We start from the raw sequence: 23,826 nt of genomic DNA, 5'->3' as shown, positions 1-23,826 counted from the left end.
CCATGTCCTCATTCGGCTCCGGGCCGTACAACCGGCCGACCACTCGCGTCAGACCCTATGCCCTGACGTCGGGGCGCACCGAGCCCGCGGTGGACCTGCCGCTGGAGGCGGTCATCGAGACCATCTCCTATACCCCGCGCGGTGATTGGCCCTCCGGTGATATCCGCATCGAGATCCTGCGTCTCGGTGCGCACCTGCTCTCAGTTGCCGAAATCGCCGCACACCTGGATCGTCCGCTCGGTATGGTCCGGGTCGTTATCGGCGATCTCGTCGTGGACGGGAACCTGCGAGTGCATTCGACTCTGACCGAACAGGCGAGCTATGACGAACGCCGTTCCCTGATGGAGAGGACATTGCGTGGACTCCGTGCCTTATAGGAGACCGGATCGGGGCTCCGCGCCCGAGGACACCGACAATCGCACCGCGTCGACCAAGATCGTCGTCGCCGGTGGTTTCGGTGCGGGCAAGACCACTTTCGTCGGTGCGGTCTCGGAGATCGTTCCGCTGCGCACCGAGGCGATGGTCACCCGGTTCTCCGACGGTATCGACGATCTCGCCGATACTCCGGAGAAGGAGACGACCACCGTCGCCATGGATTTCGGCCGGATCATCCTGCCGGGCAATCTGGTGCTCTACCTGTTCGGCACGCCCGGCCAGCGGCGTTTCTGGTTCATGTGGGACGACCTGATCCGCGGCGCCATCGGCGCCGTCGTGCTCATCGATACCCGCAGGCTGGAGGACAGTTTCGCGGCGGTCGACTTCTTCGAGGCGCGCAAGCTGCCCTTCCTGATCGCGGTCAACCGGTTCCCGGACGCGCCGCGCTTCCCGATCGCGGAACTGCGCGAGGCGTTGTCGGTGCGGCCCGGCGTGCCGATCGTGGATATCGATGCCCGCAATGCCGTCGAGGTGCGGCAGGCACTGGCCGCGGTGACCGAGTACGCGATCTCGGAGTTGCAGGCCATGGAACTGGAAGGGGCCGCCAGGCATGGCTGACACGCTGGCTTCGGCGACGGGTCTGCTCGCGGCCGGGGCGGACGCCGATATGGAGTGGTTCGCCATGGGCTACTGGCTCATCGGGCTGTCACTAGGGGTGTCCGCGCTCGGCGCGCTGGTGGGCCTCGCGTGTGTGGTGCACGGCAGGCGTTCGGCCCGGTTCCGTCCGGTCTGGCTGGGCGCGGCGGCGATCTCGATCGGTGGGGTTGGTATCTGGCTGGCGACGGCGGTGCCGCTGCTCGGGGTGGCGGTACCTGGGTCGGTGCTGCGTTATGACGCGGCCACGCTGGGTGTTTCGCTGGCGGTGATCGTCATCGCGGTGTTCGCGGGGCTGGTGATCGTCGGGCGTGAGCTGCGGTTGCCGCGGCTGTTGACCGGCGGGCTGGTGATGGGGCTCGGCGCCGGGCTGATGCAGTACCTTCAGTTGTCCTCGGTGGATGTGCAGGGTTCGGTCGAGCTGACGGTGTGGCTGCTGGTGGTGGCCGCGCTGATCGCGGTGATCGTCGCGACGGGATGCCTGTGGGTGTTCCAGTCGATGCAGGTGCTCGCGGCGCGGATCGGCACCATCGTCTTGTTCGCTGCCGGTGTGGCAGGCGTGTATTACACCGGTGTGGCGGCGCTCGGGTTCACCCTCGACGATGCCGCCGAATCCCCGGCGGGGATGCAGTTGTTCGACTTCGTCTTCCCGATGTTCGTGCTGGGTTCGCTGGCGTTGGCATTGCCGATCACCGCGGTGCTGGTGGCGCCGGATCGGCGGGAGCTGGCGGCGGTGGATCCGACGCCGCGCCCGGTGCTCGAGCCGGCGCACTGAGGCCTGGGCGGGGTTCCGGTGACGGCCGAGCAGGAGGCGTTGCTGCGTGAGTTGCGGGCGCAGGTCGGGGAATTGCGCACCGAGATCAGCGACTTGGAGGCGACGGTCGCCGAGCTGGTGCAGCGGGTCGAGCAGTTGGCCGGGCCGTCGCTGTGGTGGCTGTTGACGTTGCCCGCGGCGTTGCTCGGCGAGGTGCTCGGCCGGGTCAGCGCTGTGCTGGGGCTGCCGTGTGGGGGCGCGGCGGATTCTGCGGCGGGGGTCGCGGATTCGGACGGCGGCTCCGCCGCTCCGGAGGACCGGTGATCCTCGCGTTCCATACGCGCCGGTCCCGGTTTCCCGCCGGTCGCTGATAGCCGTCGACTCCTCGGCTGCATCGCGGTGGGGAATCGACACGGCACGGCGCGAGAAGTGCGGTGAGTGAGTTCGTTTCGGCGAGGGCCGGAGAGACTTGGCGATGAGCGGGTTCTCCCTTTCGGGAGAACCCGCCCTCTCGAACGAGGGTACCGGCGGGCTATCCCGAAATCATCAGTGCGGCAGGACTTTTACTCAGGCCAAAAACCAACTCTCAGTACGAAATTCGAGAGTTGGCAATCTGCTCGCAATCGACCCTTCGACTGTATCGCCAAGTCGCCTCACCAGCAACGATAACCAGTCGATTGCCATCGACCGGCGGACTCCAAGAGCGCACGCCGGGTGAACGGCCGGGAAATAGTGGCGCGCCGGTAGCCGACTTCCTCTCGAGTTCAGACCCCCTGACGCCATCCCGCGCGCTATCGTCGCAACGCACATGCAGGTTCGTCCGAAGGAGTTTCGTATGGCCGTCAACGTTGTGCTCGACAAGGTGCTCGACAAGGAGTACGAGAACAAGTCGCTCGCGGAAATCCTCGCCGCGCCCCCGTCGGCGCTCGCCGGCCTCACCGAGGCTCACGACAAGCAGCTGCTGGACGCCCTGAAGATCAAGACCATCGCGGATCTGGGCAACAACAAGTTCTTCCAGCTCGCCGCCGCTCTGGTTCGGCTCAAAGAACAAGAGGGCTGATCACGCCGATGAGATGCGCGGGGCGGCGTCGCGATTGCGCGACGCCGCCCTGTGCACTGCGGGCGAACGGATCCCTCAGATCCGTTCCGGGTCGATCAGCCCGCGCCGCACCGCTTGGACAATTCGGCGCGGAACCCGATGCACGACACCACCGACCGTCACCGGCACGAGGTCCGGCGGTGTCGCCTTCCAGTTCGAGCGACGGCTGCGGGTGTTGGACCGCGACATCCTGCGCTTCGGAACCGCCATGTCAGCCCTCCCCTCGTCCGGGCTGGGGCTGTGCGCCGCGCGCCCGCTTGCCGTACTTCCGCTCGAACTTCTCCACCCGGCCCTGAGTGTCGAGCACCCGGTGCGCACCCGTCCAGAACGGGTGCGAATCCGCGGTGACATCGACCACCAGCAAGGGGTAGGTCTGCCCGTCGGTCCAGACCACGGTCCGGTCGCTGCTCGCGGTGGATCTGGTCAGAAACTGTTTGCCGGTGCTCGAATCCTCGAACACCACCGGGTGGTAGTCCGGATGTATCCCTGCCTTCATCAATCGTCCTTTCTGTCGTGCGGTCGAGGTGCCGCGGGAAGCTCACGGCGCGACCGGATTCGGGAATCGGGCCCGCGGTTCACTCGGCGCCGCGCTGATCGCCCACGATGGGTAGCCCGGTCGACTCGGAGGATTCGCACGGGTCGGCATGCCACTCGCCGAACGGGTCGTCCCACTGCGCCACCCGCTCGGGTGCGCGCTCCACCAACCGCAATTCGTCGTCCTCGACCAGCGCCCAGTGCAGGGCCTGCCGGATATCGGCCGGGTCGGCGTCGTGCACCAGGATCACCAGTGAGACATCGCGGTCGCCGAAGCGGTCGTCCCAGCGCAGCGCGGACATGGCCCGGCGGTCCGGGTCGGCCTCGGCGAGCTCGTCCGGCGTCATCGCGGCCAGCCAGCGGCCGGCGCCGCCGACCCGCAAACCGCCACCGGCCGATTCCAGCCACACCACCTCGTCCGGCTGGGTGGCCAGCCACAGCCGGCCGCGCGCGGTGACCACACCCTCGAACAACACGTCCAGTGCCTCGTGCAGACGTGCGGGATGGAACGGGCGGCCGGCGGCGAATTCGACCAGCGTCACCCCGTGCTCGGTACCCAGCGGTGGCTGACCGCGCAGCAGCGGCGCGTGGGCGTCGAAGATCCGGCCGCGCCGCGAGTCCGCCGGGATCCGCATGAGCAGCGCCTCCACCTCGGCCGGGCCGATCGCCTCGGCCGCGCACCAGTGCACCGGGGCCTGTGGGACGAGCCGGGTGAGGACGGCGCCCAGCCGTTCCCGGTCCAGCGCGTCGACCTGGTCGGCGCCGGTCACGATCAGCGCGTCGGCGAAATCGACCTGGCCGACGGCCACCTGCGCCACCGTGCGGTCGTCGTCGGCGGTGGCGAGGCCACATTCCGCGAGGGTCTCCTCGCCGGTGGCGTCCGCCAGCCAGACCCGCGCATCGGCGCAGGTCAGCACGGCCTCGATGCGCACGTCACGGCGCGCGGGGCCGTCCACCCGTCCGATCACACCGGCGACGACGACGTCGTCGATGGCGTGACATACCGCTTCCGCTTCGAAGGCAGGGTCGAGCGCGAGCACGATACGCGTCACCGAATCTCGGGCGGCCAGGGTGCACAGCAGCGGGAGCAGATCCGCGCGCAGCGTGCAGGAGACGCACCCGTGGGCCAGCTCGAGCACCTCGACGCTCTCCCGGCCGCCGTCACGCACCGTCCGGCGGACGATACCCTCCCGCAGTTCGGCCAGATCGTGGCGGACGACGACGGTGCCGGGGGCGGCGCCCAACGCACGGGCCACCTGGTCGACGCCCTCGGTGGTGCGCCCGGAGGACCCGGCGACCACCACGACCGGTGTTCTGCGATCGGGAATCACAGCAACCCCTTTCGGTAACGGTTTTCATTAACAGCTCGCCACACGGTACAGTGCCGAGCGGTCGTTGTCGAAAACGATTGTCATCACCTATTGGAGGGAGCCCGCCATGTCGGCCCACTGCCAGGTCACCGGCCGCCGGCCCGGTTTCGGCAAATCCGTCTCGCATTCACACAAACGGACCAACCGCCGCTGGAACCCGAACATCCAGCGCAAGACCTACTACCTGCCCAGCGAGGACCGCCGCATCACGCTCACCGTCTCGGCCAAGGGCATCAAGACCATCGACCGCGACGGGATCGAGGCCGTGGTGGCCCGCATCCGAGCGCGCGGCGACAAGATCTGAGCGGAGAACCACGATGGCATCGAAATCGACCGAGATCCGTCCGGTGATCAAGCTGAAGTCCACCGCGGGCACCGGCTACACCTACGTCACCCGGAAGAACCGGCGCAACGACCCCGACCGCATGGTGCTGCGCAAATACGACCCCGTCGTGCGCAAGCATGTCGACTTCCGCGAGGAACGCTGATGGCGAAGAAATCCAAGATCGCGCGCAACGAACAGCGCAAGCAGATCGTCGCCCGCTATGCCGCGCGGCGAGCCGAGCTCAAGGAACTGATCCGCAACCCGGCAACCGCCGACGCCGACCGGGCCGCCGCCCAGTCGGCCCTACAGCGCCTGCCCCGCGATGCCAGTCCGGTACGATTGCGCAATCGGGACGCCGCCGACGGACGACCGCGCGGACATCTCCGGAAGTTCGGGCTCTCTCGGGTACGTGTACGCGAGCTGGCCCATCGGGGAGAGTTGCCCGGTGTGCACAAATCGAGCTGGTAGAACCCCTGATCTCGTGAGTAAGGAACCCGACTAATGGCAGTCAAGCGAGCACCGTCGAAGAAGGTCCGAGCCGAACAGGCCCGCAAGCCGAAGAAGAACCCGCTGATCGCCGCCGGTATCGAGACCGTCGACTACAAAGACGTCAACCTGCTGCGAACCTTCATCTCCGACCGCGGCAAGATCCGTAGCCGCCGCGTCACCGGCCTCACCCCGCAACAGCAGCGCCAGGTGGCAGTGGCGGTCAAGAACGCCAGGGAGATGGCGCTGCTCCCGTTCACCAGCCGCTGATCCGCGCCGCCGCGTCCACCAGCTCGCGGCACCGCGATACTCACGGCACCGACGTCCCACCACGACCAAGGCCCCCGATGCGCCATCGGGGGCCTTGTCGTCTGCCGGGCGAACGCGCAGCAGACACGGCGGGCGCCTGCGTTAAGGTGTGCCCATGTCGCTGCGCCGTGGCTGTGCCACCCTGCTCGCCGTTGCCGTCACCGCCTTGCCCCTCGCCGCCTGCGGCGATACCGATGACGGTGCCGCACAAGAGGTTACGAGTTCGGTGACCAGCACCGCGCCGAACACTCCTACCGAGAACCCGGCCGCCGCCACCGGTGAACCGTTCACCGCCGACCCCACCATCGTCGGCGCCCACCCGATCCCGTTCACCTCATGGACCGCCCTGCCAGGCAACCGGATCGCGATCAGCTTCGAGACCGGCGCCCCGGAGTGCTACGGCGTCGACGCGACCGTCACCGAGACCGACGAGGCCGTCACCATCGAATTGCGTTCGGGCACACGGGCCGACGCGGTGGGCAAGATGTGCGTGATGATCGCGGTGTTCGGGACGCTGGAGCTGCCGTTGCAGGCACCGGTGGGTGATCGGGAAGTCCGCAGCGCGGCGTAGGCCGAACGACAACGCTCGCCACGCGGCCCCGACCACCCTGGAAACGACCGACGCCGCGCCGGGCCTGAGCCCTGACGCGGCGTCGTATGCTCGCACGCTCAGTGCGCGAAGTGCCGCGAGCCCGTCAGATACACGGTGACCCCCGCCGCGCGCGCGACGTCGATGGTCTCCTGATCCCGCACCGAACCGCCCGGATGCACAATGGCCCGCACACCGGCCTGGATGAGCGCTTCCGGCCCGTCGGGGAACGGGAAGAAGGCATCCGACGCGGCCACCGAACCCTTGACGCGGTCACCGGCGCGCTGCACGGCCAGCCCGACCGCGTCGACCCGGTTCACCTGGCCCATGCCGACGCCGACGGAGGCACCGTCGTGCGCGAGCAGGATGGCGTTCGACTTCACCGCGCGGCAGGCACGCCAGGCGAAGGCGAGATCGGCGAGGGTCGCGGCGTCGGCCGGTTCGCCGGCCACCAGCGTCCAGTTGGCGGGATCGTCGCCTTCGGCGTCGAGGATGTCGCGCTGTTGCAGCAGTGCGCCGCCGCTGATCGGCCGCAGCTCGACACCGGCCCGGCGAGGCGGCTCGGCCACCAGGATGCGCACGTTCTTCTTGCGCTGCAGCACCTCCACCGCGCCGTCGGCGTAGGACGGCGCGACGATCACCTCGGTGAAGATCTCGGCGACCTGCTGGGCCATCTCCACGGTGACCTCGCGGTTGGCCGCGATCACGCCGCCGTAGGCGCTCACCGGATCGCAGGCGTGCGCCTTGCGATGCGCCTCGGCGATATCGGCGCCCAACGCGATGCCACAGGGGTTGGCATGCTTGATGATCGCCACCGCGGGATCGGTGTGGTCATAGGCGGCACGCCACGCGGCGTCGGCGTCGACGTAGTTGTTGTACGACATCTCCTTGCCGTGCAACTGCCGCGCCTGCGCCAGGCCGGGGGCCCCGTCGTTGGCGGTGTAGAGCGCGGCTTCCTGATGCGGGTTCTCGCCGTAGCGCAACACCGCGGCACGATCCCAGCTGCCACCGATCCAGTCCGGGAAGCGTTCGGTGCCGGGTGCGAGCACACTGGTCATCCAGCTGGCCACCGCGACATCGTAGTTCGCGGTGTGCTGGAAGGCCTTGGCCGCCAGCGCCGTCCGCTCCGCGAGGGTGAAACCGCCCGCGCGCACGGCGTCGAGCACCTTCCCGTAATCGCCGCTGTCGACGACCACACCCACCGACGGATGGTTCTTGGCCGCGGCACGCACCATCGACGGACCGCCGATATCGATCTGCTCCACACATTCGTCGGGCGACGCGCCACTGGCCACGGTCTCGGTGAACGGGTAGAGGTTCACCACCACCAGCTGGAAGGCCTCCACGCCCAGCTCGACCAGCTGATCGACGTGCTCGCTCTTGCGGGTGTCGGCGAGGATGCCCGCGTGCACCCGCGGATGCAGCGTCTTGACCCGGCCGTCCAGGGTTTCCGGGAATCCGGTGAGGTCTTCGACCTTGGTCACCGGGATTCCGGCGTCGGCGATGCGGGCGGCGGTCGACCCGGTCGAGACCAGTTCGACCCCGGCCTCGTGCAGGCCGGTCGCGAGCTCCACGAGCCCGGTCTTGTCGTAGACGCTCACCAGCGCCCGGCTGATCGGCTTGCGGTCGCTGGATTCACTCACCGGGAAACTCGCTCATCTGGAATAACTGCCTTTCGTCCGTCGGAGACAATGCCTCGGGTGGCGACGGCGGCGACAACCTCCGCCAGCAACCGTCGCTCGACAACCTTGATGCGCTCGTGCAGGGTGGCCTCGTCGTCATCGGGCAGCACCTCGACCGCTTCCTGCGCCAGGATCGGGCCGGTGTCGATGCCCTCGTCCACCAGGTGCACCGTCGACCCGGTGACCCGGACGCCGTAGGCGAGCGCGTCGCGGACGCCGTGGGCGCCGGGGAAGGCCGGAAGCAGCGCGGGATGGGTGTTGATGATGCGTCCGCCGAACCGCTTCAGGAACATCGGGCCGAGGATCTTCATGAAACCGGCGGAGACCACCAGATCGGGTTCATGGGCCGCGACCGCGTCGGTCAGCGCGGTATCCCAGGCGCTGCGATCGGGGAAGTCGGCGAGCGCGATGCGGAAATGCGGGATGCCGGCGGCGGCGGCGTGCTCGGTGGCGGCGCAGGTCCGATCGACACCGACGGCGACGATCCGGGCGGGATAGCCCGGCGTCGCGGTGGCCTCGATGAGCGCGCGCAGCAGCGATCCGGTGCCCGAGGCGAGTACGACGACGGTGGCCGGGGCCTTTTCGGATGGGGCCGGGGAGGTCAGCGCTCTACTCCTGGAGTCGGGTCGGGCGGTGGCCGGATCGTTGCCACCGCCGTAGAGCCTAACGATCCTCGGTTCGGCCACTTTCCGGCAGGTCCGCCTCTACCACCTCGGCGTCGACGATCTCGGCGGGCGGCTCGCCCGGACGTTCGGTGTGGTGGTCGAGCGCGGGCTGCTCGTCGACGACTTCGGCGTCCAGTTCCAGCGTCAGTTCCGGGCCGTCGTCGTAGTCGCCGAATTCGTAGTCGTCGTATTCGTCGTAGGCATCGTCGGGGTAGTCGTCTTCGTCGTACTCGTCGGGATAGTCCTCGTCGTGATCGTCGAGGCCGAATCCGGGGATCGGGCTACCGACCGGAGTGATGAACAGGCGTGCGAAGACCAGCCCCGCGTACCCGGTGACGGCAAGGAAGACGAAGGTGACCACGGCGAAGATCGGCAGGTCGGGGCCGATCCGGCCGAAGGTGCCCAGTTCACCGCCTGCCACCGCGCCGAGCAGCACCAACACCAGCGTCGCCAGCGCCGCGCCCGCGAGCGTGGACCACGGGGCGACGATGCGGTCGGGCGAGGTGCGGGCGGTGTCGAGACCACCGATCACACCGATGACCGCGGGGATCAGCAGCAGCACCGGCCACCAGCCCGCCGCGGGACCGGTCGGCAGCGCGGCCAGCACCGGCATCGCCGGCACGGGGCCACCGACCACCGAGAACACACCCACCGAGGCTTCACCGAATTCGACGCCGGCACCGACCAGCACGGCCACCGCGCCGATCACCACGTTGGGCAGATACAGCAGCGAGAGCACCGTCAGCCCGATGACGCCGCCGGCATTGCCCGCGCCGGAAAAGCTGTCACCGATCCGGGACCAGTGCGCCAGCAGCGAGACGACGGTGACCACCGCGGCGGCGCCGAGCATCCGCAGCACGGTGTGCGCGGCGACGTAACCGGCGGCCACCACCCAGTACGGCAGCCGATCGGCCGAAGCGGGCCAGAGCCCGGCGGCGATACCGCATCCGGCGGCCACCAGGTGCAGCCCGCCCACCCAGGCGAAGGCGGACAGCGGATTCGGCGGCTGCATGGGCAGTACCCCGGCGGCGTCCTCGGTGACGGCCAGGCAGACCGCGGTGACCAGCAGGGGCCCACCCGCGGCGGCCGCGATCAACCAGGCCAGATCGGCGCGAGAGGGATCGGCTTCGACGGCGTGCGCGCATTCCCGCGCGCACGCCCACATCATCAGTGCGGTGGGCAGCAGCGGTAGTACACCGAGCGTGGTGGCGCCGATGACGACAGGAACCTGGTGCACCGCGAGCCAACTACCCGCGATGGCACCGGAAATACCGGAAAGGCCGCTGCCGGAGGCCAGCAGGGTGGCGAACATCGCGACGACGATTGCCGCGAGCCCGAATGCGGCGGGGCGGGCGGCGACGAGCGACAACACCCGCGCCCGTTCGGGGGTGAGTGACAGAAAGCCGGGCTCATCGACCGGCGGCTCCGGCTCGGATCGGACCGGTGCGGTCCGTCGGACAAGCGAATTCCGCGGGGAGCTCATGAAGATTCAGGTTGGCAGCTCTCCCGGCGCGAGCGGGGCAGGCGCGCCGGGCGCCGGGAGAGCACCGATGACAACCGTGTGGCTGCCGGATTACTTGTTGTCGTCCGAGGGACGGAACGCCCGCGTCGGATCAGCGGCCGGATCGGCGTTCTGCTCGCCTCCGAACGGCTGGCCCTGCTGGCCCTGCTGCGGCGGCTGCTGCTGACCGTACTGCTGCTGGCCGTACTGCTGCTGCTGACCGAACTGCTGGGTGGCGCCTTCCGACGGCGACTGCTGCTGGCCACCGGCATACGGCGACTGCTGCTGTCCCGCACCGTAACCGGGCTGCTGACCGTAGGACGGCTGCTGCTGACCGTACTGCTGCTGACCGGGCTGCTGGCCGTAGGAGGGCTGCTGACCGGGCTGGCTGTAGGACGGCTGCGACGGGTACTGCCCGCCACCGAAACCGCCCTGGCCCGGCTGGCTCTGACCGAACTGCTGCTGGCCGTAGCCACCCTGCTGCTGGCCGTACTGCTGCTGACCGTAACCCGGCTGCTGGCCGTAGCCTGCCTGCGCCTGCTGCGCGGCCGGGCGCGGTTCGGGCAGTTTGATGATGCCCGCCTCGAACAGCAGGACCGCGACGGCGATGGCCGCCTGGACGAACACGAAGAACAGCAGAACCCAGACACCGAACTCGGCCTTGGTGCTCTCGGGGAAGCTGAACGACTGGAACAGCACGCCGAAGAACGCGGTGACCGACACCGCCGCGGCGGCGCCGATCCAGTTCTGCTTGGGCAGCAGCGACAGACCCGCGAGCGCCCCGCCGAGCAGCGCCAGCGCGAGCAGGGCGGTGGAGCCGGAGACGAAGGCGTTCAGCGAATCCGCGTCGCTACCGAGGCCTTCGATATCCGGGCCCATGAAGGGCAGGAAGCCGAGGAGGAAGGTGATCACACCCAGCGCAGCCACGCCGATCGTCAGGAAGAACGGCAGCCCCTTGGCGGCGGCACCGGATTCGGTGCCTGCGCCGGCCGGCGACTGGCCGGGGTTGGGGGAAGCGGAGGGCGTCGGCGCGGGCGCGTTGTACCCGGAGCCCCCGGTCGGGTATGACATGTCGTCGTCTCCTAGGTCGAGTCATACATGTGTGTTCACGACTGATTCCCTCCTGACGCTACTGCACTGTGGCGCGGAGGTCATCACCGAGCGATTCCCCTGTGGAGAGAATCGGCGCCTGTGGATAACGACGAAGGCCGCCGCCGGCGAACCGGAAGCGGCCTTCGAAGACCCATCGGATGGAATCGGGAATCAGGCTGAATTCGACTTGCCCGATTCGGCCCTACGTGGTGACGCTGCGCTACCGCCTCCGGGCCCTTGACCGAATCAGGCGGTGACGCTTGCCTTCTCCAGGATCTCCCGCGCCAGCGCGGCGGTCTCGGACGGCGTCTTGCCGACCTTCACGCCCGCGGCCTCGAGTGCGTCCTTCTTCGCCTGGGCGGTGCCCGAGGAACCCGAGACGATGGCGCCCGCGTGGCCCATGGTCTTGCCCTCGGGGGCGGTGAAGCCCGCGACGTAGCCGACGACCGGCTTGGTGACGTTGGCCTTGATGTAGGCCGCGGCCCGCTCCTCGGCGTCGCCGCCGATCTCGCCGATCATCACGATCAGCTCGGTCTCCGGGTCCTTCTCGAACGCCTCGATGGCGTCGATATGGGTGGTGCCGATGACCGGGTCGCCGCCGATGCCGATGGAGGTCGAGAAGCCGAAATCACGCAGCTCGTACATCATCTGGTAGGTCAGCGTGCCGGACTTGGACACCAGACCGATCGGGCCCTTGCCGGTGATGTTGGCCGGGGTGATGCCGACCAGCGCCTCGCCGGGAGTGATGATGCCGGGGCAGTTCGGGCCGATGATCCGGGTCTTGTTGCCCTTCTCCACGTTGTAGGCCCACGCGTAGGCGGTGTCCTGCACCGGGATGCCCTCGGTGATGACCACCAGCAGCGGGATCTCCGCGTCGATGGCCTCGATGATGGCGTCCTTGGCGAACTTCGGCGGCACGAACGCGATCGAGACGTCGGCGCCGGTCTCCTTCATGGCCTCGGCCACGCCACCGAAGACCGGCAGCTCGACGGCGTTGCCGTCCTTGTCGGTGTGCGAGACGGTGGTGCCCGCCTTGCGCGCGTTGACGCCACCGACGATCTGGGTGCCAGCCTTCAGCATCAGGGCGGTGTGCTTGGTGCCCTCGCCGCCGGTGATGCCCTGGACGATGACCTTGGAATCCTTGTTGAGGAAGATAGACATGTTGTTGTCCTTACTCGGCCGTCGTTATTTGGCGGCAGCCAGTTCGGCGGCCTTGTCGGCGCCTTCGTCCATTGTCTGCGCCAGCGTCACCAGCGGGTGCGCGGCGTCGGCGAGGATCTTGCGACCCTCCTCCACTCGGTTGCCGTCCAGCCGCACGACCAGCGGCTTGTTCGCCTCGTCGCCGAGGATCTCCAGCGCCTTGACGATGCCGTTGGCCACCGCGTCACACGCGGTGATGCCGCCGAAGACGTTCACGAACACGCTCTTGACCTGCGCGTCGTTCAGGATGACGTCCAGCCCTGCGGCCATCACCTCGGCCGAGGCGCCGCCACCGATATCGAGGAAGTTGGCCGGCTTGACCCCGTTGTGCTTCTCGCCCGCGTAAGCGACCACGTCGAGGGTCGACATGACCAGACCGGCGCCGTTGCCGATGATGCCGACCTCGCCGTCGAGCTTGACGTAGTTGAGGTCGTTCTCCTTGGCCTTGAGCTCGAGCGGGTCGGTCGCGTCGATGTCGGCGAACTCCGCGTGGCCCGGCTGCCGGAAGGAGGCGTTCTCGTCCAGGGTGACCTTGCCGTCGAGGGCGAGGATCTCGTCCTGCGGGGTGCGCACCAGCGGGTTGACCTCGACCAGGGTGGCGTCCTCGGCGACGAAGACCTCCCACAGCTTCTGGATGGTCACGGCCGCGGCGTCGAGCACCTCGGCGGGCAGGTGGCCCTGCTCGGCGATGGAGCGCGCGAACGCCAGGTCGACGCCCTTGACGGCGTCGACGGGCACCTTGGCCAGGCGCTCGGGGGTCTTCTCCGCGACCTCTTCGATCTCCATGCCGCCCTCGACCGAGCACATGGCCAGGTAGGTGCGGTTGGAACGATCCAGCAGGAAGGAGATGTAGTACTCCTCCGCGATGTCCTTGGCTTCGGCGACAAGGATCTTCTTGGTGATGTGGCCCTTGATGTCCAGGCCGAGAATGTTCGACGCGTGCGTGAAGGCGTCTTCCGGGGTGGCCGCGTACTTCACGCCGCCTGCCTTGCCACGGCCGCCGACCTTCACCTGGGACTTGATCATCACCGGCTTGCCGATTTCCTGCGCGATGGCGCGGGCATCCTCGGCCGTGTCCGTCACGCGGCCCTCCGACGAAGGCACTCCGTGCTTAACGAAGAGCTCCTTCGCCTGATATTCGAAGAGATCCATGTATTCACCGTCTCGTCTGCGTTGCTATGACAACGTCTTTGTTGGCGGCCCGACGTCGGAAGCGGGTCGGGTCGGACTCTAACCAGTCACATGGAAGGCCAATCGGCCACGTACATCCTAAGTGGCGCAGGTCACGGCCGAACCCCCGGGACGGGCAAAACCGCTGGCCAACGCTACTCGCGAGTAGCGTGTTGACGAGTCACCCGACGCCTGCTCGCGGGGCATCCCGGCCGCGGATCACGGACCCGTCACGACCAGGCAACCTCACTCCGGTGCCCAGAAACGCGTGAGTTGAATCGAGCTGATATCGTGATCCATCTCACAAGTGTGGCCGGAATGTGCACACCGCTTGCGCAGCGCGCAATCGTTTCGTTACCGTCGATGCGGTCGATATCACAACCCGGTCACGACTCCGTTGTTCCAGGTGATGAGGAGGACGGCAAGCTTGACGCACCACAGCACTCCGTCGGTGGAGAGCCGTTCCATGATCGACCCGTCGATGCCGCCCCCGTCCGGGCCGGGCATGCGCGCGAGATCCTTCCGCATGGCGATGCGGGCTCGCCGATGAACCACCACACGACCCTCGACCCCAGTCGCAACCGGTCGGGTCACCGATACCGCCACGAAGACGGCGCAGCGGCCGCACCCGCGCACAGCGGGCACCACGGCTACGGCTTCCACACCGCCCCCGGCGCGCACAACGCCCAGCATGCCGGCGAGGCCGGGAACTCGTGGTCCGCCGACAACGCCTGGAACGACAACGCCTCCTGGACCGAGGGCGACGCCTGGTCCGAAAGCGACAACGGCTGGACCCCGGAGTGGTCCGAACAGAGCTGGACCGAAGGCGAGACCTGGTCCGACGGCGGTGCGTGGAGCGGCGGCGGCGAGACCTGGCGCGAGGCCGACGAGCCCGCCGAGGAACCCGACGAGCCGGCCGCGCCGAAGGTCATCCCCGCACGCGAGAGTCGCTCGCGCAGCGGCGGCGCACACCGACTACCCGCGCCACCCACGGCCCTCAAGGGCCGGGCAGCGGTCGCCGCTGTCGCCGCGGGCGCGTTCGTCGCCGCGGGCCAGTGCGCCTTCGCCGGCCCCGAAGAACAGACCACCATGGCGGCCGATTACGAGGCCGACCAGATCTACGAGATCGCCTCGCACTCGCCGATGAACGCGGACGATCAGACCGCCGCCGCGGCCACCTCGCCCGATTCACCGCAGGTGCTCACCGTCGGCGCGCCGGTCGATCTGAGCCAGTTCACCGACATCCTGGAAAAGGGCCAGAAGTACGCCGAAGATCTGGCCGCCCAGGAAGCCGCCAAACTGCGGCCGCTGTTCGCCCGGTTCGCCGCGGGCAACTTCACCTCCGGCTTCGGCGCCCGCTGGGGCGTACAGCATCTCGGCATCGACGTGGCGGGCCCGATCGGCACGCCCATCTACGCCGTCGCCGACGGCACCGTCATCGAGGCGGGCCCCGCCGCCGGATTCGGCATGTGGGTGCGGCTGCTGCACGACGACGGCACCGTCACCATCTACGGCCACATCGATACCGCCACCGTGTCGCAGGGTCAGCGGGTGCTCGCGGGCGACCAGATCGCCACCATGGGCAACCGCGGATTCTCCACCGGTCCACACGTGCATTTCGAGGTCTGGCTCAACGGCACCGACAAGGTCGATCCGCTGCCCTGGCTGGCCACCCGCGGCATCAGCCTCGGCCAGATGCGCGACTGATCAACGCGTTTCACACCGCGCGAGGACCGCTCGGTGCATCGTGAGCGACGCTGTGGCACACCCACGGTGAGCAAGAGCACGCTTCCGCAGCACGGGCGCGCCACATAGCGTCAGGCCATGGCTCGTACAACGACGTACACCCAAGTCCTCGCACTGCCCGCCGCCGACATCTGGCGCGTACTCGGCGACCCACAGCGGTTGCCCGAATGGAATCCGGCAGTCACCTCCGTCGTCATGCACGGCCCCGTCGCCGCCGGAACCACCGGCGACATCGTCCCGCGTGGACGTCTGCTCGGCCCCGTGCATCAGCGCAGCGCCGACCCGTTCGTGCTCACCACGGTCGAACCCGAACGCGAACTGACCCTCGAGCAGGACACCCCGATGGGCCGGATGTACCTCACCTGGACCCTCACCTCCGTGGCCGGCGGAACCGAACTCGCCCAACGGCTCACCTTCACCGGCCCGTCGGCAGGCGCGGTTCGCGCGATCATCGGCACGCTGGTGGAGACCGACGCCCGAGTCTGCTTCGCCCGGCTGGCGACACTCGCCGGAATCTCCCCCGCCGCCGACGCACTCACCGCCGTCATCGCAGGCGGATCCGGAGCGCTCGGCCGTCACATCGCCGCCGACCTGGTCTGCCGGGGCAAGCACGTTGTCATCCTCACCCGCCGACGCGACCCGGAACTCCCCTTCCCGCAACGGGAATGGGACGGCAGAACGGTCGGCGACTGGGCCGACTCCCTGGTGAATCCCGGCCCGACCGCCGTCGTCAATCTGGCGGGCAAGCTGGTCGACTGCCGGCCGACCGCCGACAACATCGACGAACTCCGGCGCAGCCGAGTCGAACCGACCCGCGCACTGGTCGCCGCCGCGGGCGCACTCGACGCCCCGATCGACTACTGGATTCAAGCCAGTACCACCGCCATTTGGTCCGATGCGGGCGAAACCCGGTGCACCGAAACCACACCGCTGCCGACCGGTGCCGCGGCCCTGCCACAGATGACGGGCGTGGCCGCCGCGTGGGAAGACGCGTTCGACGGCGCGAAAGCCCGCCACCACACCGTCCTGCGCACCTCCATCGTGCTGGATCCGCAGGCACCGGCGCTGAAACGCCTGTGTCAGCTGACCCGGGCCGGCCTCGGCGGCCGGATCGGCGATGGCAAGCAATGGTTCAGCTGGATCCACATCGAGGATTGGCTCGCGATCGTCCGCGCCGCGCTCGGGCTCGACCCCGAGCTACGGCTGCCGGACGGCATCCTGGTGGCGGCCACCGATTTCCCGGTGCGCAATCGAGACCTGATGACGACTCTGCGCAGGCACCTGCACCGGCCGCCCGCGCCGCCGACACCGAAACCGCTACTGGCCCTCGGCGCCGTGGTGCTGCGCTCCGATCCGGCGCTCGGGCTCACCGGCCGCCACGCCACGTCAGCGGTGCTGCGCGACACGGGTTTCCGGTTCCGCTACCCGACACTCGACGACGCACTGACCGACCTGCTGCCGAACTGATCGGTCAGCAGGCGTTCAGAGTTTGACCAGCGTCCGGCTGAACTGCGGGATCAGCCGGATCTTGCCCGCGGTACCGAAATCGATGGTCACCGTGGCCAGCGGACCGACTCCGTCGGCGGCCACCACCCGGCCGAGCCCGTACTTGTCGTCGCTGACCCTGTCGCCCACGGCGAGCACCAGGTCGACATTGTTGCGTTTCACGCCGGCGCTGCGCGGGGCGGGCCGGCGATCGCGCACGCCGGGGCGTGGTTCCGACCAGCCTTCGGTCCAGTCGCGTTCGCCGGCGTCATCCCCGCGACGACGCCCGCCGCGCATACCGGAGTTCTTGGGCTCCAGCCGTTTCCAATCGATAAGATGGCCCGGGATCTCCTGGAGGAAGCGCGATTCCGGATTGGACACCGGTTGCCCCCAGCCCGAACGCACCACCGCGCGACTCAGATACAGCCTGCGCCTTGCCCTGGTGATGCCGACGTAGGCGAGACGGCGTTCCTCGGCCAGTTCGGCCGGATCGCCGAGAGCCCGCATATGCGGGAACTGACCGTCCTCCCAGCCGGTGACGAAGACGACCGGGAATTCCAGGCCCTTGGCGGTGTGCAGGGTCATCATGGTGACCACTCCCGCGCCCTCGTCCGGGATCTGATCGGTATCGGCGACCAGCGATACCCGCTCCAGGAAGGCCGCCAGCGAGCCGGGTTCGGGTTCGCCGTCGGCCGCCTCCGGCAGCAGCCCCTCGGCACGGGCCGCCTCGGCATTGTTGTGCGCCTCGGAGCTGAATTCCCGTGCGACGCTGACCAACTCGTTGAGGTTGTCGAGCCGGGCACCGTCCTGCGGATCATCGGAGGCTTCCAGTTCGGCACGGTAGCCGGTGCGGTCGAGCACCGCCTCGACCACATTGCCGACATCGGGGAAATCGGCGTCCGGGCGCTGCCCTGCGGCCCTGATCTCCTCGAGCAGGTCGAGGAAACCCGAGATGGCGCGCTGGGCGCGCGTGTTCAGCAGCGCGACCTTGCCCTCGGCGGCATCGCGCAGAGCGGCGGCGAAACCGATATCACGCTGTTCGGCGTGGACCGCCACGCACGCTTCGGCGCGATCGCCGATCCCGCGTCGCGGAGTGTTGAGGATGCGGCGCAAGCTCACCGCGTCGTCGGGGTTTTCCAGCACCCGCAGGTAGGCGACGACATCGCGGACTTCCTTGCGCTCGTAGAACCGCACGCCGCCGACCACCTTGTAGGGCAGGCCCATGCGGATGAAGATCTCTTCCAGCGCACGCGAATTGTTGTTGGTGCGATAGAACACCGCCACATCGCCATAGGTGGCCTCGCCCGCGTCGACCAGCCGGTCGATCTCGCGGGCCACGAACGAGGCTTCGTCGTGTTCGTTGTCGGCGACGTAGCCGGTGATCAGATCGCCCTCACCGGAATCGGTCCACAGCCGCTTCTCCCGCCTGCCCTCGTTACGGGCGATGACCGCGTTCGCGGCGGACAGGATGTGCTGGGTGGAGCGGTAATTCTGTTCCAGCAGGATGGTTTCGGCGTCGGGGAAGTCGCGTTCGAACTCCTCGATATTGCGAATGGTCGCGCCGCGGAAGGCATAGATGGACTGGTCGGCGTCGCCGACGACACACAGCTCACTCGGCGGGACCCGGTGCTGATCGTCGTCGGTCCACTCCTCCTCGGTTCCGGCAGCAGCGGCCGCGCCCGCGGCGGCGTCAGCGTCACCGGCCGCGTCGGCGGGTTGGCGGCTCGCGTGATGGCCGACCAGCTCACGGACCAGGATGTACTGGGCGTGGTTGGTGTCCTGGTACTCGTCGACCAGCACGTGCCGGAAGCGCCGGCGGTAGTACTCGGCGACCTGCGGATGATTCTGCAGCAGCGCGACCGTCTCGCCGATCAGATCGTCGAAATCCAGCGCGTTGGCCGCGCGCAGCCTGCGCTGGTACTCGGTGTATACCCGCGCGACCAGGCCGGGCAGTTCGGCATCGTCGGATTCGGCGTCGGCGGTGGCCTTGGCCGGATCGATGAGCTCGTTCTTCAGGTTCGAGATGGCGGTGGCCAGTAGGCGGGCGGAGTACTTCTTGGTGTCGATGTCCAGATCGCGGCTGATCATGGTGAGCAGGCGACGGGAATCGTCGGCGTCGTAGATGGAGAAGTTCGAGTTCAGCCCGGGCAGCAGCGCCGACTGCATGCGCAGGATCCGCACGCAGCTGGAGTGGAAGGTCGAGACCCACATGTTGTTCGCGCGGGGGCCGACCAGCCCGATCACCCGTTCCCGCATCTCCGCGGCGGCCTTGTTGGTGAAGGTGATCGCCAGGATCTGGCCCGGGGTGGCGCCCCTGGCGGCCAGCAGGTACGCGATGCGCCGGGTGAGCACCGCCGTCTTACCGGAGCCCGCGCCCGCGACGATCAGCAGTGGCGCGCCGGTGTGCACCACCGCGGCGCGCTGCTGCGGATTGAGGCCTTCGAGCAGCCGCTCGGTCTCCTCGGCCCGCCGCTGCTCCTCCTCGGCGCGGCGCTGACTCGCTTCGCTGCGCCGCTGCTGCTGCTCGGCCGTGAGGCGAACTTGCTGGGCCCGTAGGCCGCCCTGAGCCGCCGCGGGAGCAGCCGCCGCACTCTCCGGCGGCTGCGGTGCTCGAGCAGCCTCGGAGGCGGGCTGGGCCTGCGATGAGGTGTCGGATCGCGGTTCGGGTTCGGGCCGGTGACCGCCATGCGTCTCGGGAGCCAAGGTGCTGTCCATCGTCTGTCCACGCTACCGGCGCACACCGACAGAGTTGAACTCCTGGGCCCGCCCGGCGACCTCGGAGTGAGCATCGTGTCAACGACCGGTGAACCGGCCCAGGTCGTCGCGGCCGGAAAGCTGTGAACGCGTTCTCAGCAGATTCACAAACGTAACCGTTTTGCATACCTTTCGACCCGTGGCAGACTGGCCACATGGTCAGGGCTCCCGCGAGACGTCCGCAACGGATGTCCCCCGCATATGGGTATCGCGGACTTTGCACCTGAGCGCCCCCACTGGGGAGACAATGCTGGGGGGACAATGCAAGGCCCACCAGGTCTGTTTCACGGTGAAAGAACCGATCGGTAACGAGCTGCCCGCGTCGACCGATCCACGTTCTGACACGAGGAGATGAATGATGAGCACCCCTGCCACGACGACCGGGTCCGAATCGGCTCTGCCTCATACCGAGGCCGAGATCGAGAAACTCCGCAAGGAGATCGACCGGCTCGATGCCGAGATCCTCGCCGCGATCAAACGCAGGACCGAGATCTCGCGGATCATCGGCCGAACCCGAATGGCGTCCGGCGGGCCCCGCCTTGTGCACAGCCGTGAGATGAAGGTGCTGGAGCGCTTCAGCGAACTGGGCCAGGAAGGCCACACCCTCGCGATGCTGTTGCTGCGGCTCGGCCGCGGTCGCCTCGGCCACTGAGCCCTCGCCCCGAGCACCGGCGCGCACGCGCCGGGTAGGCGGGCGTCCCACACTTCGCGACGGTCGCGAGATCGTCGCCTCCCCCATGGCCGCCCCGGGTGTTCACACCCCGGGGCGGTCGTCTCGTCTCTGCCGTCGTTCGGGCCTAGGTGAGCGCGATGTATTTGGTGGACAGGTACTCCTCGATGCCCTCGGTGCCGCCCTCGCGCCCGAAGCCGGACGCCTTCACGCCGCCGAAGGGCGCCGCGGGATCCGAGATCACGCCCCGGTTGATCCCGACCATGCCGCTCTCCAGGCCCTCGGCCACCCGCAACGCCCGGTCCAGATCTCGCGTGTACACGTAGCTGACCAGGCCGAACTCGGTGTCGTTTGCCGCGGCAAGACCTTCGTCCTCGGTATCGAAGGTGACGATCGGCGCGACCGGGCCGAACACCTCTTCGCGCAGGATCCTGGCCTCGGCGGGGATATCGGTCAGGACGGTGGCCGGATAGAACCAGCCGGGCCCGTCCGGTTCCTTACCGCCGAGCCGCACGGTCGCGCCGGCCCGCACCGCGTCGTCGACGAGTTCGCGCACGGTATCGCGCTGGTCCTGGTTGATCAACGGGCCGAGAGTGGTGTCCGGATCGGTGCCGCGGCCGAGCACCACCGACTCGGTCATCGCCTCGATCAGCTTGGTGGTGAACTCCGCGGCGACGCCGCGCTGAACGTGGAAGCGGTTGGCCGCGGTGCACGCCTCGCCGCCATTGCGCAGCTTCGCCAGCATCGCGCCCTGTACGGCGGCGTCGACGTCGGCGTCGTCGAACACGACGAACGGTGCGTTGCCACCCAGTTCCATCGAGGTGCGCAGCAGGCCGTGCGCGGACTGCTCGACCAGCTTGCGGCCGACCTCGGTGGAGCCGGTGAAGGTGAGCTTGCGCAGCCGCGGATCCTGGAGCAGCGGGCCGGTGACGGCACCGGACCGCTTGGTGGTGATCACCGAGAGCACACCGTCGGGCAGGCCGACCTCGCTGCACAGTTTGGCCAGCAGCAGCATCGTCAGCGGTGTTTCCGACGCCGGTTTGACGATCATGGTGCAGCCCGCGGCGAGCGCGGGCCCGATCTTGCGGGTGCCCATGGCCAGCGGGAAATTCCACGGCGTGATCGCCAGGCACGGCCCGACGGGCTGCTTGTGCACCATGATCCGGCCGGTGCCCGACGGTGCGTGCAGGTAGCGGCCGTGCACCCGCACCGCTTCCTCGCTGAACCAGCGGAAGAATTCGGCGCCGTAGCGCACCTCGTTGCGGCTTTCGGGCAGCGCCTTACCCATTTCCAGGGACATCAGCAGCGCGAACTCCTCGGCCCGCGCGGTGAGTTGTTCGAAGACGGTGCGCAGGATCTCGCCGCGTTCACGGGCGGGGGTGGCCGCCCAATCGGCCTGCGCCGCGACAGCGGCGTCGAGCGCGCGCATCGCGTCCTCGGGGGTGGCGTCGGCGACGTGGGTCAGCACCTGCCCGTCGGCCGGGTTGTAGACCGGGAAGGTCGCGCCGCCGGTGGCGTCGGCTCCTGTGCCGATCCACAGCTGGGTGGGTACGGATTCGAGTACTTCGCGTTCGGAGGCCATGAGCCAAGGTTAGGCCCGCGCCGTCGGCGTTCGGTGCCGTTCGCGTGCACGCGAACGGGGCGGCTACTACGCTCGGCGGACGTGAGCAGCGACATCACCGCATCGGCGGCCTGGCAGAAACTGCACGACCACCACAGCGCTGTTTCCGGCCGGACGCTACGTGAATTCTTCGCCGAGGATCCCGCCCGCGGACGTGAGCTGACGGTGACCGCGGGCGATCTGCACATCGACTACAGCAAACACCGGATCACCCGGGAAACCCTGCAACTGCTGGTCGAATTGGCTCGCGAGGCGGGCGTGGAAGAGCGCCGCGACCGGATGTACCGCGGCGAGCACATCAATACCTCCGAGGACCGCGCCGTCGGCCATATCGCGCTGCGTCTGCCCGCGGGCCGATCGCTGATCCTCGATGGCGCCGACGCGGGCGCCGAGGTACACGAGGTGCTCACCCGGATGGGCGCGTTCGCCGATCAGGTGCGGTCCGGGCAGTGGCGCGGGGCCACCGGCGAGCGCATCGCGACCGTGGTGAACATCGGCATCGGTGGCTCGGATCTCGGTCCGGTCATGGTGCATCAAGCGCTGCGCCATTACGCCGTGGGCGAGACGCCCGAGACGACCATCGGCGCCCGTTTCGTCTCCAACGTCGACCCCACCGACCTGGTCTCGACGCTGGACGGCCTCGATCCGGCCAGCACGCTGTTCGTCGTCGCGTCGAAGACGTTCTCCACGCTGGAGACGCTCACCAATGCCACCGCGGCTCGACGCTGGCTGGTCGACGCGCTGGGCGAGGGCGCGGTGGCCAAGCATTTCGTCGCGGTGTCCACCAATGCCGAGCGGGTGGCCGAGTTCGGGATCGACACCGCCAACATGTTCGGTTTCTGGGACTGGGTCGGTGGACGCTATTCGGTGGATTCGGCGATCGGGCTGTCGGTGATGATCACCATCGGCAAGCAGCGCTTCGCCGAGTTCCTCGACGGCATGCACAGCATCGACCAGCATTTCGCCTCCGCGCCGCTGGAGCACAACGCGCCGGTGCTGCTCGGCCTGCTCGGGGTCTGGTACGCGAACTTCTTCGGCGCGGAATCGCGTGCGGTGCTGCCGTATTCGAATGATCTCGCGCGCTTTCCCGCCTATCTGCAGCAGCTGACGATGGAATCCAATGGCAAGTCGGTGCGCGCCGATGGCACCCCGGTCACCACCTCGACCGGCGAGATCTTCTGGGGTGAACCGGGCACCAACGGTCAGCACGCCTTCTATCAGCTGCTGCACCAGGGCACCCGGCTCATCCCCGCCGACTTCATCGGATTCGCCCGCCCCACCGACGATCTGCCGACCCGCGACGGCACCGGCAGCATGCACGACATCCTGATGAGCAATCTGTTCGCCCAGACCAAGGTCCTGGCCTTCGGCAAGACCGCCGAAGAGGTCGCCGCCGACGGCACCGATCCGAAGCTGGTGCCGCACAAGGTGATGCCCGGCAACCGGCCGAGCACCACCATCCTCGCGCCGCAGCTCACGCCGTCGGTGCTGGGTCAGCTGATCGCGCTCTACGAGCACCAGGTGTTCGTCGAAGGCACCATCTGGGGCATCGACAGCTTCGACCAGTGGGGTGTGGAGCTCGGCAAACAGCAGGCCCTGGCACTGGCTCCGCTGCTCACCTCGTCCGAACCACCACAGTCGCAGGGAGATTCGTCCACCGACGAGCTGATCCGCTGGTATCGAGACCATCGCTGACGGGGTCCCGGCACGGGCGTTGTCCCGATGAGCCGGCTGCGTCGCATCGG

General features: G+C 68.4%; 26 protein-coding genes. 14 read left to right on the top strand and 12 right to left on the bottom strand.

Annotation, left to right across the window (positions count from 1 at the left end; all coding sequences use genetic code 11):
• Positions 1-2 precede the first annotated feature (2 nt).
• The 5 genes from AC5W7N_RS14765 (at position 3) to AC5W7N_RS14745 (ending at position 2,843) form a co-directional block, all read left to right on the top strand.
• Positions 3-377, top strand: a complete 375-nt coding sequence (locus AC5W7N_RS14765; protein ID WP_036540042.1) for a DUF742 domain-containing protein — start codon at positions 3-5, stop codon at positions 375-377.
• Positions 367-993 (top strand): GTP-binding protein, encoded by a 627-nt coding sequence (locus AC5W7N_RS14760; RefSeq protein WP_014352951.1) that lies wholly within the window; start codon positions 367-369, stop codon positions 991-993. The genes AC5W7N_RS14765 and AC5W7N_RS14760 overlap by 11 nt, the downstream gene beginning before the upstream one ends.
• Positions 986-1,804 carry an MHYT domain-containing protein gene (locus tag AC5W7N_RS14755; protein ID WP_163811275.1) on the top strand — a complete coding sequence of 273 codons (819 nt, stop codon included), beginning with the start codon at positions 986-988 and terminating at the stop codon, positions 1,802-1,804. Before AC5W7N_RS14760 ends, AC5W7N_RS14755 begins: the two co-directional genes overlap by 8 nt.
• 18 nt (positions 1,805-1,822) lie before the next feature.
• Entirely contained in the window at positions 1,823-2,107 is a 285-nt protein-coding gene (locus tag AC5W7N_RS14750) for a DUF4200 domain-containing protein (protein WP_194989642.1), read from the top strand.
• A gap of 511 nt (positions 2,108-2,618) precedes the next feature.
• Positions 2,619-2,843, top strand: coding sequence for a hypothetical protein (locus AC5W7N_RS14745; protein ID WP_163811271.1), 225 nt, complete (start codon positions 2,619-2,621; stop codon positions 2,841-2,843).
• Positions 2,844-2,918: 75 nt separating this feature from the next.
• Here the strand turns inward: AC5W7N_RS14745 and rpmF are convergent, their stop codons facing one another.
• The 3 genes from rpmF to mrf form a co-directional block, all read right to left on the bottom strand.
• Positions 2,919-3,092 carry a 50S ribosomal protein L32 gene (gene rpmF / locus AC5W7N_RS14740; RefSeq protein WP_163811269.1) on the bottom strand — a complete coding sequence of 58 codons (174 nt, stop codon included), beginning with the start codon at positions 3,090-3,092 and terminating at the stop codon, positions 2,919-2,921.
• Position 3,093: 1 nt separating this feature from the next.
• Positions 3,094-3,378 carry a type B 50S ribosomal protein L31 gene (locus AC5W7N_RS14735; RefSeq protein WP_163811267.1) on the bottom strand — a complete coding sequence of 95 codons (285 nt, stop codon included), beginning with the start codon at positions 3,376-3,378 and terminating at the stop codon, positions 3,094-3,096.
• Positions 3,379-3,457: 79 nt separating this feature from the next.
• Complete coding sequence (gene mrf / locus AC5W7N_RS14730; protein WP_194989643.1) at positions 3,458-4,747, bottom strand: ribosome hibernation factor-recruiting GTPase MRF; 1,290 nt, start codon at positions 4,745-4,747, stop codon at positions 3,458-3,460.
• Positions 4,748-4,853: 106 nt separating this feature from the next.
• Here mrf and rpmB point away from each other — a divergent pair, with 106 nt between their 5' ends.
• From rpmB to AC5W7N_RS14705, 5 genes are all read left to right on the top strand, one after another.
• Positions 4,854-5,090, top strand: coding sequence for a 50S ribosomal protein L28 (rpmB, locus tag AC5W7N_RS14725; RefSeq protein ID WP_014352957.1), 237 nt, complete (start codon positions 4,854-4,856; stop codon positions 5,088-5,090).
• Positions 5,091-5,103: 13 nt separating this feature from the next.
• Positions 5,104-5,274 carry a 50S ribosomal protein L33 gene (gene rpmG / locus AC5W7N_RS14720; protein ID WP_163811263.1) on the top strand — a complete coding sequence of 57 codons (171 nt, stop codon included), beginning with the start codon at positions 5,104-5,106 and terminating at the stop codon, positions 5,272-5,274.
• A complete protein-coding gene (gene rpsN / locus AC5W7N_RS14715; protein ID WP_163811261.1) occupies positions 5,274-5,579 on the top strand; it encodes a 30S ribosomal protein S14 in 306 nt (101 codons plus the stop codon). Before rpmG ends, rpsN begins: the two co-directional genes overlap by 1 nt.
• 33 nt (positions 5,580-5,612) lie before the next feature.
• Positions 5,613-5,867, top strand: coding sequence for a 30S ribosomal protein S18 (rpsR, locus tag AC5W7N_RS14710; protein ID WP_036540059.1), 255 nt, complete (start codon positions 5,613-5,615; stop codon positions 5,865-5,867).
• 154 nt (positions 5,868-6,021) lie between these two features.
• Positions 6,022-6,477, top strand: coding sequence for a hypothetical protein (locus tag AC5W7N_RS14705; RefSeq protein ID WP_194989645.1), 456 nt, complete (start codon positions 6,022-6,024; stop codon positions 6,475-6,477).
• Positions 6,478-6,575: 98 nt separating this feature from the next.
• Here the strand turns inward: AC5W7N_RS14705 and purH are convergent, their stop codons facing one another.
• The 7 genes from purH to AC5W7N_RS14670 all read right to left on the bottom strand — a co-directional run bounded on the left by purH (position 6,576) and on the right by AC5W7N_RS14670 (position 14,360).
• Entirely contained in the window at positions 6,576-8,138 is a 1,563-nt protein-coding gene (purH, locus tag AC5W7N_RS14700) for a bifunctional phosphoribosylaminoimidazolecarboxamide formyltransferase/IMP cyclohydrolase (RefSeq protein ID WP_163811257.1), read from the bottom strand.
• Positions 8,135-8,782 (bottom strand): phosphoribosylglycinamide formyltransferase, encoded by a 648-nt coding sequence (purN, locus tag AC5W7N_RS14695; protein ID WP_163811496.1) that lies wholly within the window; start codon positions 8,780-8,782, stop codon positions 8,135-8,137. Before purN ends, purH begins: the two co-directional genes overlap by 4 nt.
• A gap of 58 nt (positions 8,783-8,840) precedes the next feature.
• Positions 8,841-10,325, bottom strand: a complete 1,485-nt coding sequence (locus AC5W7N_RS14690; RefSeq protein ID WP_495921731.1) for a cell division protein PerM — start codon at positions 10,323-10,325, stop codon at positions 8,841-8,843.
• A gap of 90 nt (positions 10,326-10,415) precedes the next feature.
• Positions 10,416-11,414, bottom strand: a complete 999-nt coding sequence (locus AC5W7N_RS14685) for a DUF5336 domain-containing protein (protein WP_163811253.1) — start codon at positions 11,412-11,414, stop codon at positions 10,416-10,418.
• Positions 11,415-11,681: 267 nt separating this feature from the next.
• Positions 11,682-12,596, bottom strand: coding sequence for a succinate--CoA ligase subunit alpha (gene sucD, locus AC5W7N_RS14680; RefSeq protein WP_036540074.1), 915 nt, complete (start codon positions 12,594-12,596; stop codon positions 11,682-11,684).
• Positions 12,597-12,620: 24 nt separating this feature from the next.
• The gene (gene sucC / locus AC5W7N_RS14675; protein ID WP_163811251.1) at positions 12,621-13,787 is read right to left on the bottom strand and encodes an ADP-forming succinate--CoA ligase subunit beta; all 1,167 of its coding nucleotides are present in this window, start codon (positions 13,785-13,787) and stop codon (positions 12,621-12,623) included.
• A gap of 393 nt (positions 13,788-14,180) precedes the next feature.
• Entirely contained in the window at positions 14,181-14,360 is a 180-nt protein-coding gene (locus tag AC5W7N_RS14670; protein ID WP_163811250.1) for a hypothetical protein, read from the bottom strand.
• Here AC5W7N_RS14670 and AC5W7N_RS14665 point away from each other — a divergent pair.
• Together AC5W7N_RS14665 and AC5W7N_RS14660 are read left to right on the top strand one after the other, a co-directional pair.
• The gene (locus AC5W7N_RS14665; protein WP_163811248.1) at positions 14,352-15,512 is read left to right on the top strand and encodes a M23 family metallopeptidase; all 1,161 of its coding nucleotides are present in this window, start codon (positions 14,352-14,354) and stop codon (positions 15,510-15,512) included. The genes AC5W7N_RS14670 and AC5W7N_RS14665 overlap by 9 nt on opposite strands.
• Before the next feature lie 117 nt (positions 15,513-15,629).
• Positions 15,630-17,018 (top strand): DUF1731 domain-containing protein, encoded by a 1,389-nt coding sequence (locus AC5W7N_RS14660; protein WP_495921730.1) that lies wholly within the window; start codon positions 15,630-15,632, stop codon positions 17,016-17,018.
• 15 nt (positions 17,019-17,033) lie between these two features.
• Here AC5W7N_RS14660 and AC5W7N_RS14655 read toward each other — a convergent pair whose 3' ends face one another.
• Positions 17,034-19,751 (bottom strand): UvrD-helicase domain-containing protein, encoded by a 2,718-nt coding sequence (locus tag AC5W7N_RS14655; protein WP_495921729.1) that lies wholly within the window; start codon positions 19,749-19,751, stop codon positions 17,034-17,036.
• A gap of 397 nt (positions 19,752-20,148) precedes the next feature.
• On the opposite strand from AC5W7N_RS14655, the gene AC5W7N_RS14650 reads away from it, so the two are divergent.
• Positions 20,149-20,442, top strand: coding sequence for a chorismate mutase (locus AC5W7N_RS14650; protein WP_081505625.1), 294 nt, complete (start codon positions 20,149-20,151; stop codon positions 20,440-20,442).
• 145 nt (positions 20,443-20,587) lie between these two features.
• Here the strand turns inward: AC5W7N_RS14650 and AC5W7N_RS14645 are convergent, their stop codons facing one another.
• Positions 20,588-22,042: an NAD-dependent succinate-semialdehyde dehydrogenase gene (locus tag AC5W7N_RS14645; RefSeq protein WP_495921728.1), complete on the bottom strand. Its 1,455-nt coding sequence runs from the start codon at positions 22,040-22,042 to the stop codon at positions 20,588-20,590.
• Positions 22,043-22,123: 81 nt separating this feature from the next.
• Between AC5W7N_RS14645 and pgi the strand changes: the two genes are divergently transcribed.
• Positions 22,124-23,776, top strand: a complete 1,653-nt coding sequence (gene pgi / locus AC5W7N_RS14640) for a glucose-6-phosphate isomerase (protein ID WP_495921727.1) — start codon at positions 22,124-22,126, stop codon at positions 23,774-23,776.
• Positions 23,777-23,826: the final 50 nt, after the last annotated feature.

The sequence above is a fragment of the Nocardia sp. CDC519 genome, from assembly GCF_059509835.1.
Note: the sequence above shows the minus strand (reverse complement) of the source record. Positions and strands in the feature narration are given on the sequence as shown.

What these genes read in the sequence shown, in the direction of transcription:
- AC5W7N_RS14765 (WP_036540042.1), top strand. Translation starts at nt 3, where the DNA reads ATGTCCTCATTCGGCTCCGGGCCGTACAACCGGCCGACCACTCGCGTC.
- AC5W7N_RS14755 (WP_163811275.1), top strand. Translation starts at nt 986, where the DNA reads ATGGCTGACACGCTGGCTTCGGCGACGGGTCTGCTCGCGGCCGGGGCG.
- AC5W7N_RS14745 (WP_163811271.1), top strand. Translation starts at nt 2,619, where the DNA reads ATGGCCGTCAACGTTGTGCTCGACAAGGTGCTCGACAAGGAGTACGAG.
- rpmF (WP_163811269.1), bottom strand. Translation starts at nt 3,092, where the DNA reads ATGGCGGTTCCGAAGCGCAGGATGTCGCGGTCCAACACCCGCAGCCGT.
- AC5W7N_RS14735 (WP_163811267.1), bottom strand. Translation starts at nt 3,378, where the DNA reads ATGAAGGCAGGGATACATCCGGACTACCACCCGGTGGTGTTCGAGGAT.
- rpmB (WP_014352957.1), top strand. Translation starts at nt 4,854, where the DNA reads ATGTCGGCCCACTGCCAGGTCACCGGCCGCCGGCCCGGTTTCGGCAAA.
- rpmG (WP_163811263.1), top strand. Translation starts at nt 5,104, where the DNA reads ATGGCATCGAAATCGACCGAGATCCGTCCGGTGATCAAGCTGAAGTCC.
- rpsN (WP_163811261.1), top strand. Translation starts at nt 5,274, where the DNA reads ATGGCGAAGAAATCCAAGATCGCGCGCAACGAACAGCGCAAGCAGATC.
- rpsR (WP_036540059.1), top strand. Translation starts at nt 5,613, where the DNA reads ATGGCAGTCAAGCGAGCACCGTCGAAGAAGGTCCGAGCCGAACAGGCC.
- AC5W7N_RS14705 (WP_194989645.1), top strand. Translation starts at nt 6,022, where the DNA reads ATGTCGCTGCGCCGTGGCTGTGCCACCCTGCTCGCCGTTGCCGTCACC.
- AC5W7N_RS14690 (WP_495921731.1), bottom strand. Translation starts at nt 10,325, where the DNA reads ATGAGCTCCCCGCGGAATTCGCTTGTCCGACGGACCGCACCGGTCCGA.
- AC5W7N_RS14685 (WP_163811253.1), bottom strand. Translation starts at nt 11,414, where the DNA reads ATGTCATACCCGACCGGGGGCTCCGGGTACAACGCGCCCGCGCCGACG.
- sucD (WP_036540074.1), bottom strand. Translation starts at nt 12,596, where the DNA reads ATGTCTATCTTCCTCAACAAGGATTCCAAGGTCATCGTCCAGGGCATC.
- sucC (WP_163811251.1), bottom strand. Translation starts at nt 13,787, where the DNA reads ATGGATCTCTTCGAATATCAGGCGAAGGAGCTCTTCGTTAAGCACGGA.
- AC5W7N_RS14665 (WP_163811248.1), top strand. Translation starts at nt 14,352, where the DNA reads ATGAACCACCACACGACCCTCGACCCCAGTCGCAACCGGTCGGGTCAC.
- AC5W7N_RS14660 (WP_495921730.1), top strand. Translation starts at nt 15,630, where the DNA reads ATGGCTCGTACAACGACGTACACCCAAGTCCTCGCACTGCCCGCCGCC.
- AC5W7N_RS14655 (WP_495921729.1), bottom strand. Translation starts at nt 19,751, where the DNA reads ATGGACAGCACCTTGGCTCCCGAGACGCATGGCGGTCACCGGCCCGAA.
- AC5W7N_RS14650 (WP_081505625.1), top strand. Translation starts at nt 20,149, where the DNA reads ATGAGCACCCCTGCCACGACGACCGGGTCCGAATCGGCTCTGCCTCAT.
- AC5W7N_RS14645 (WP_495921728.1), bottom strand. Translation starts at nt 22,042, where the DNA reads ATGGCCTCCGAACGCGAAGTACTCGAATCCGTACCCACCCAGCTGTGG.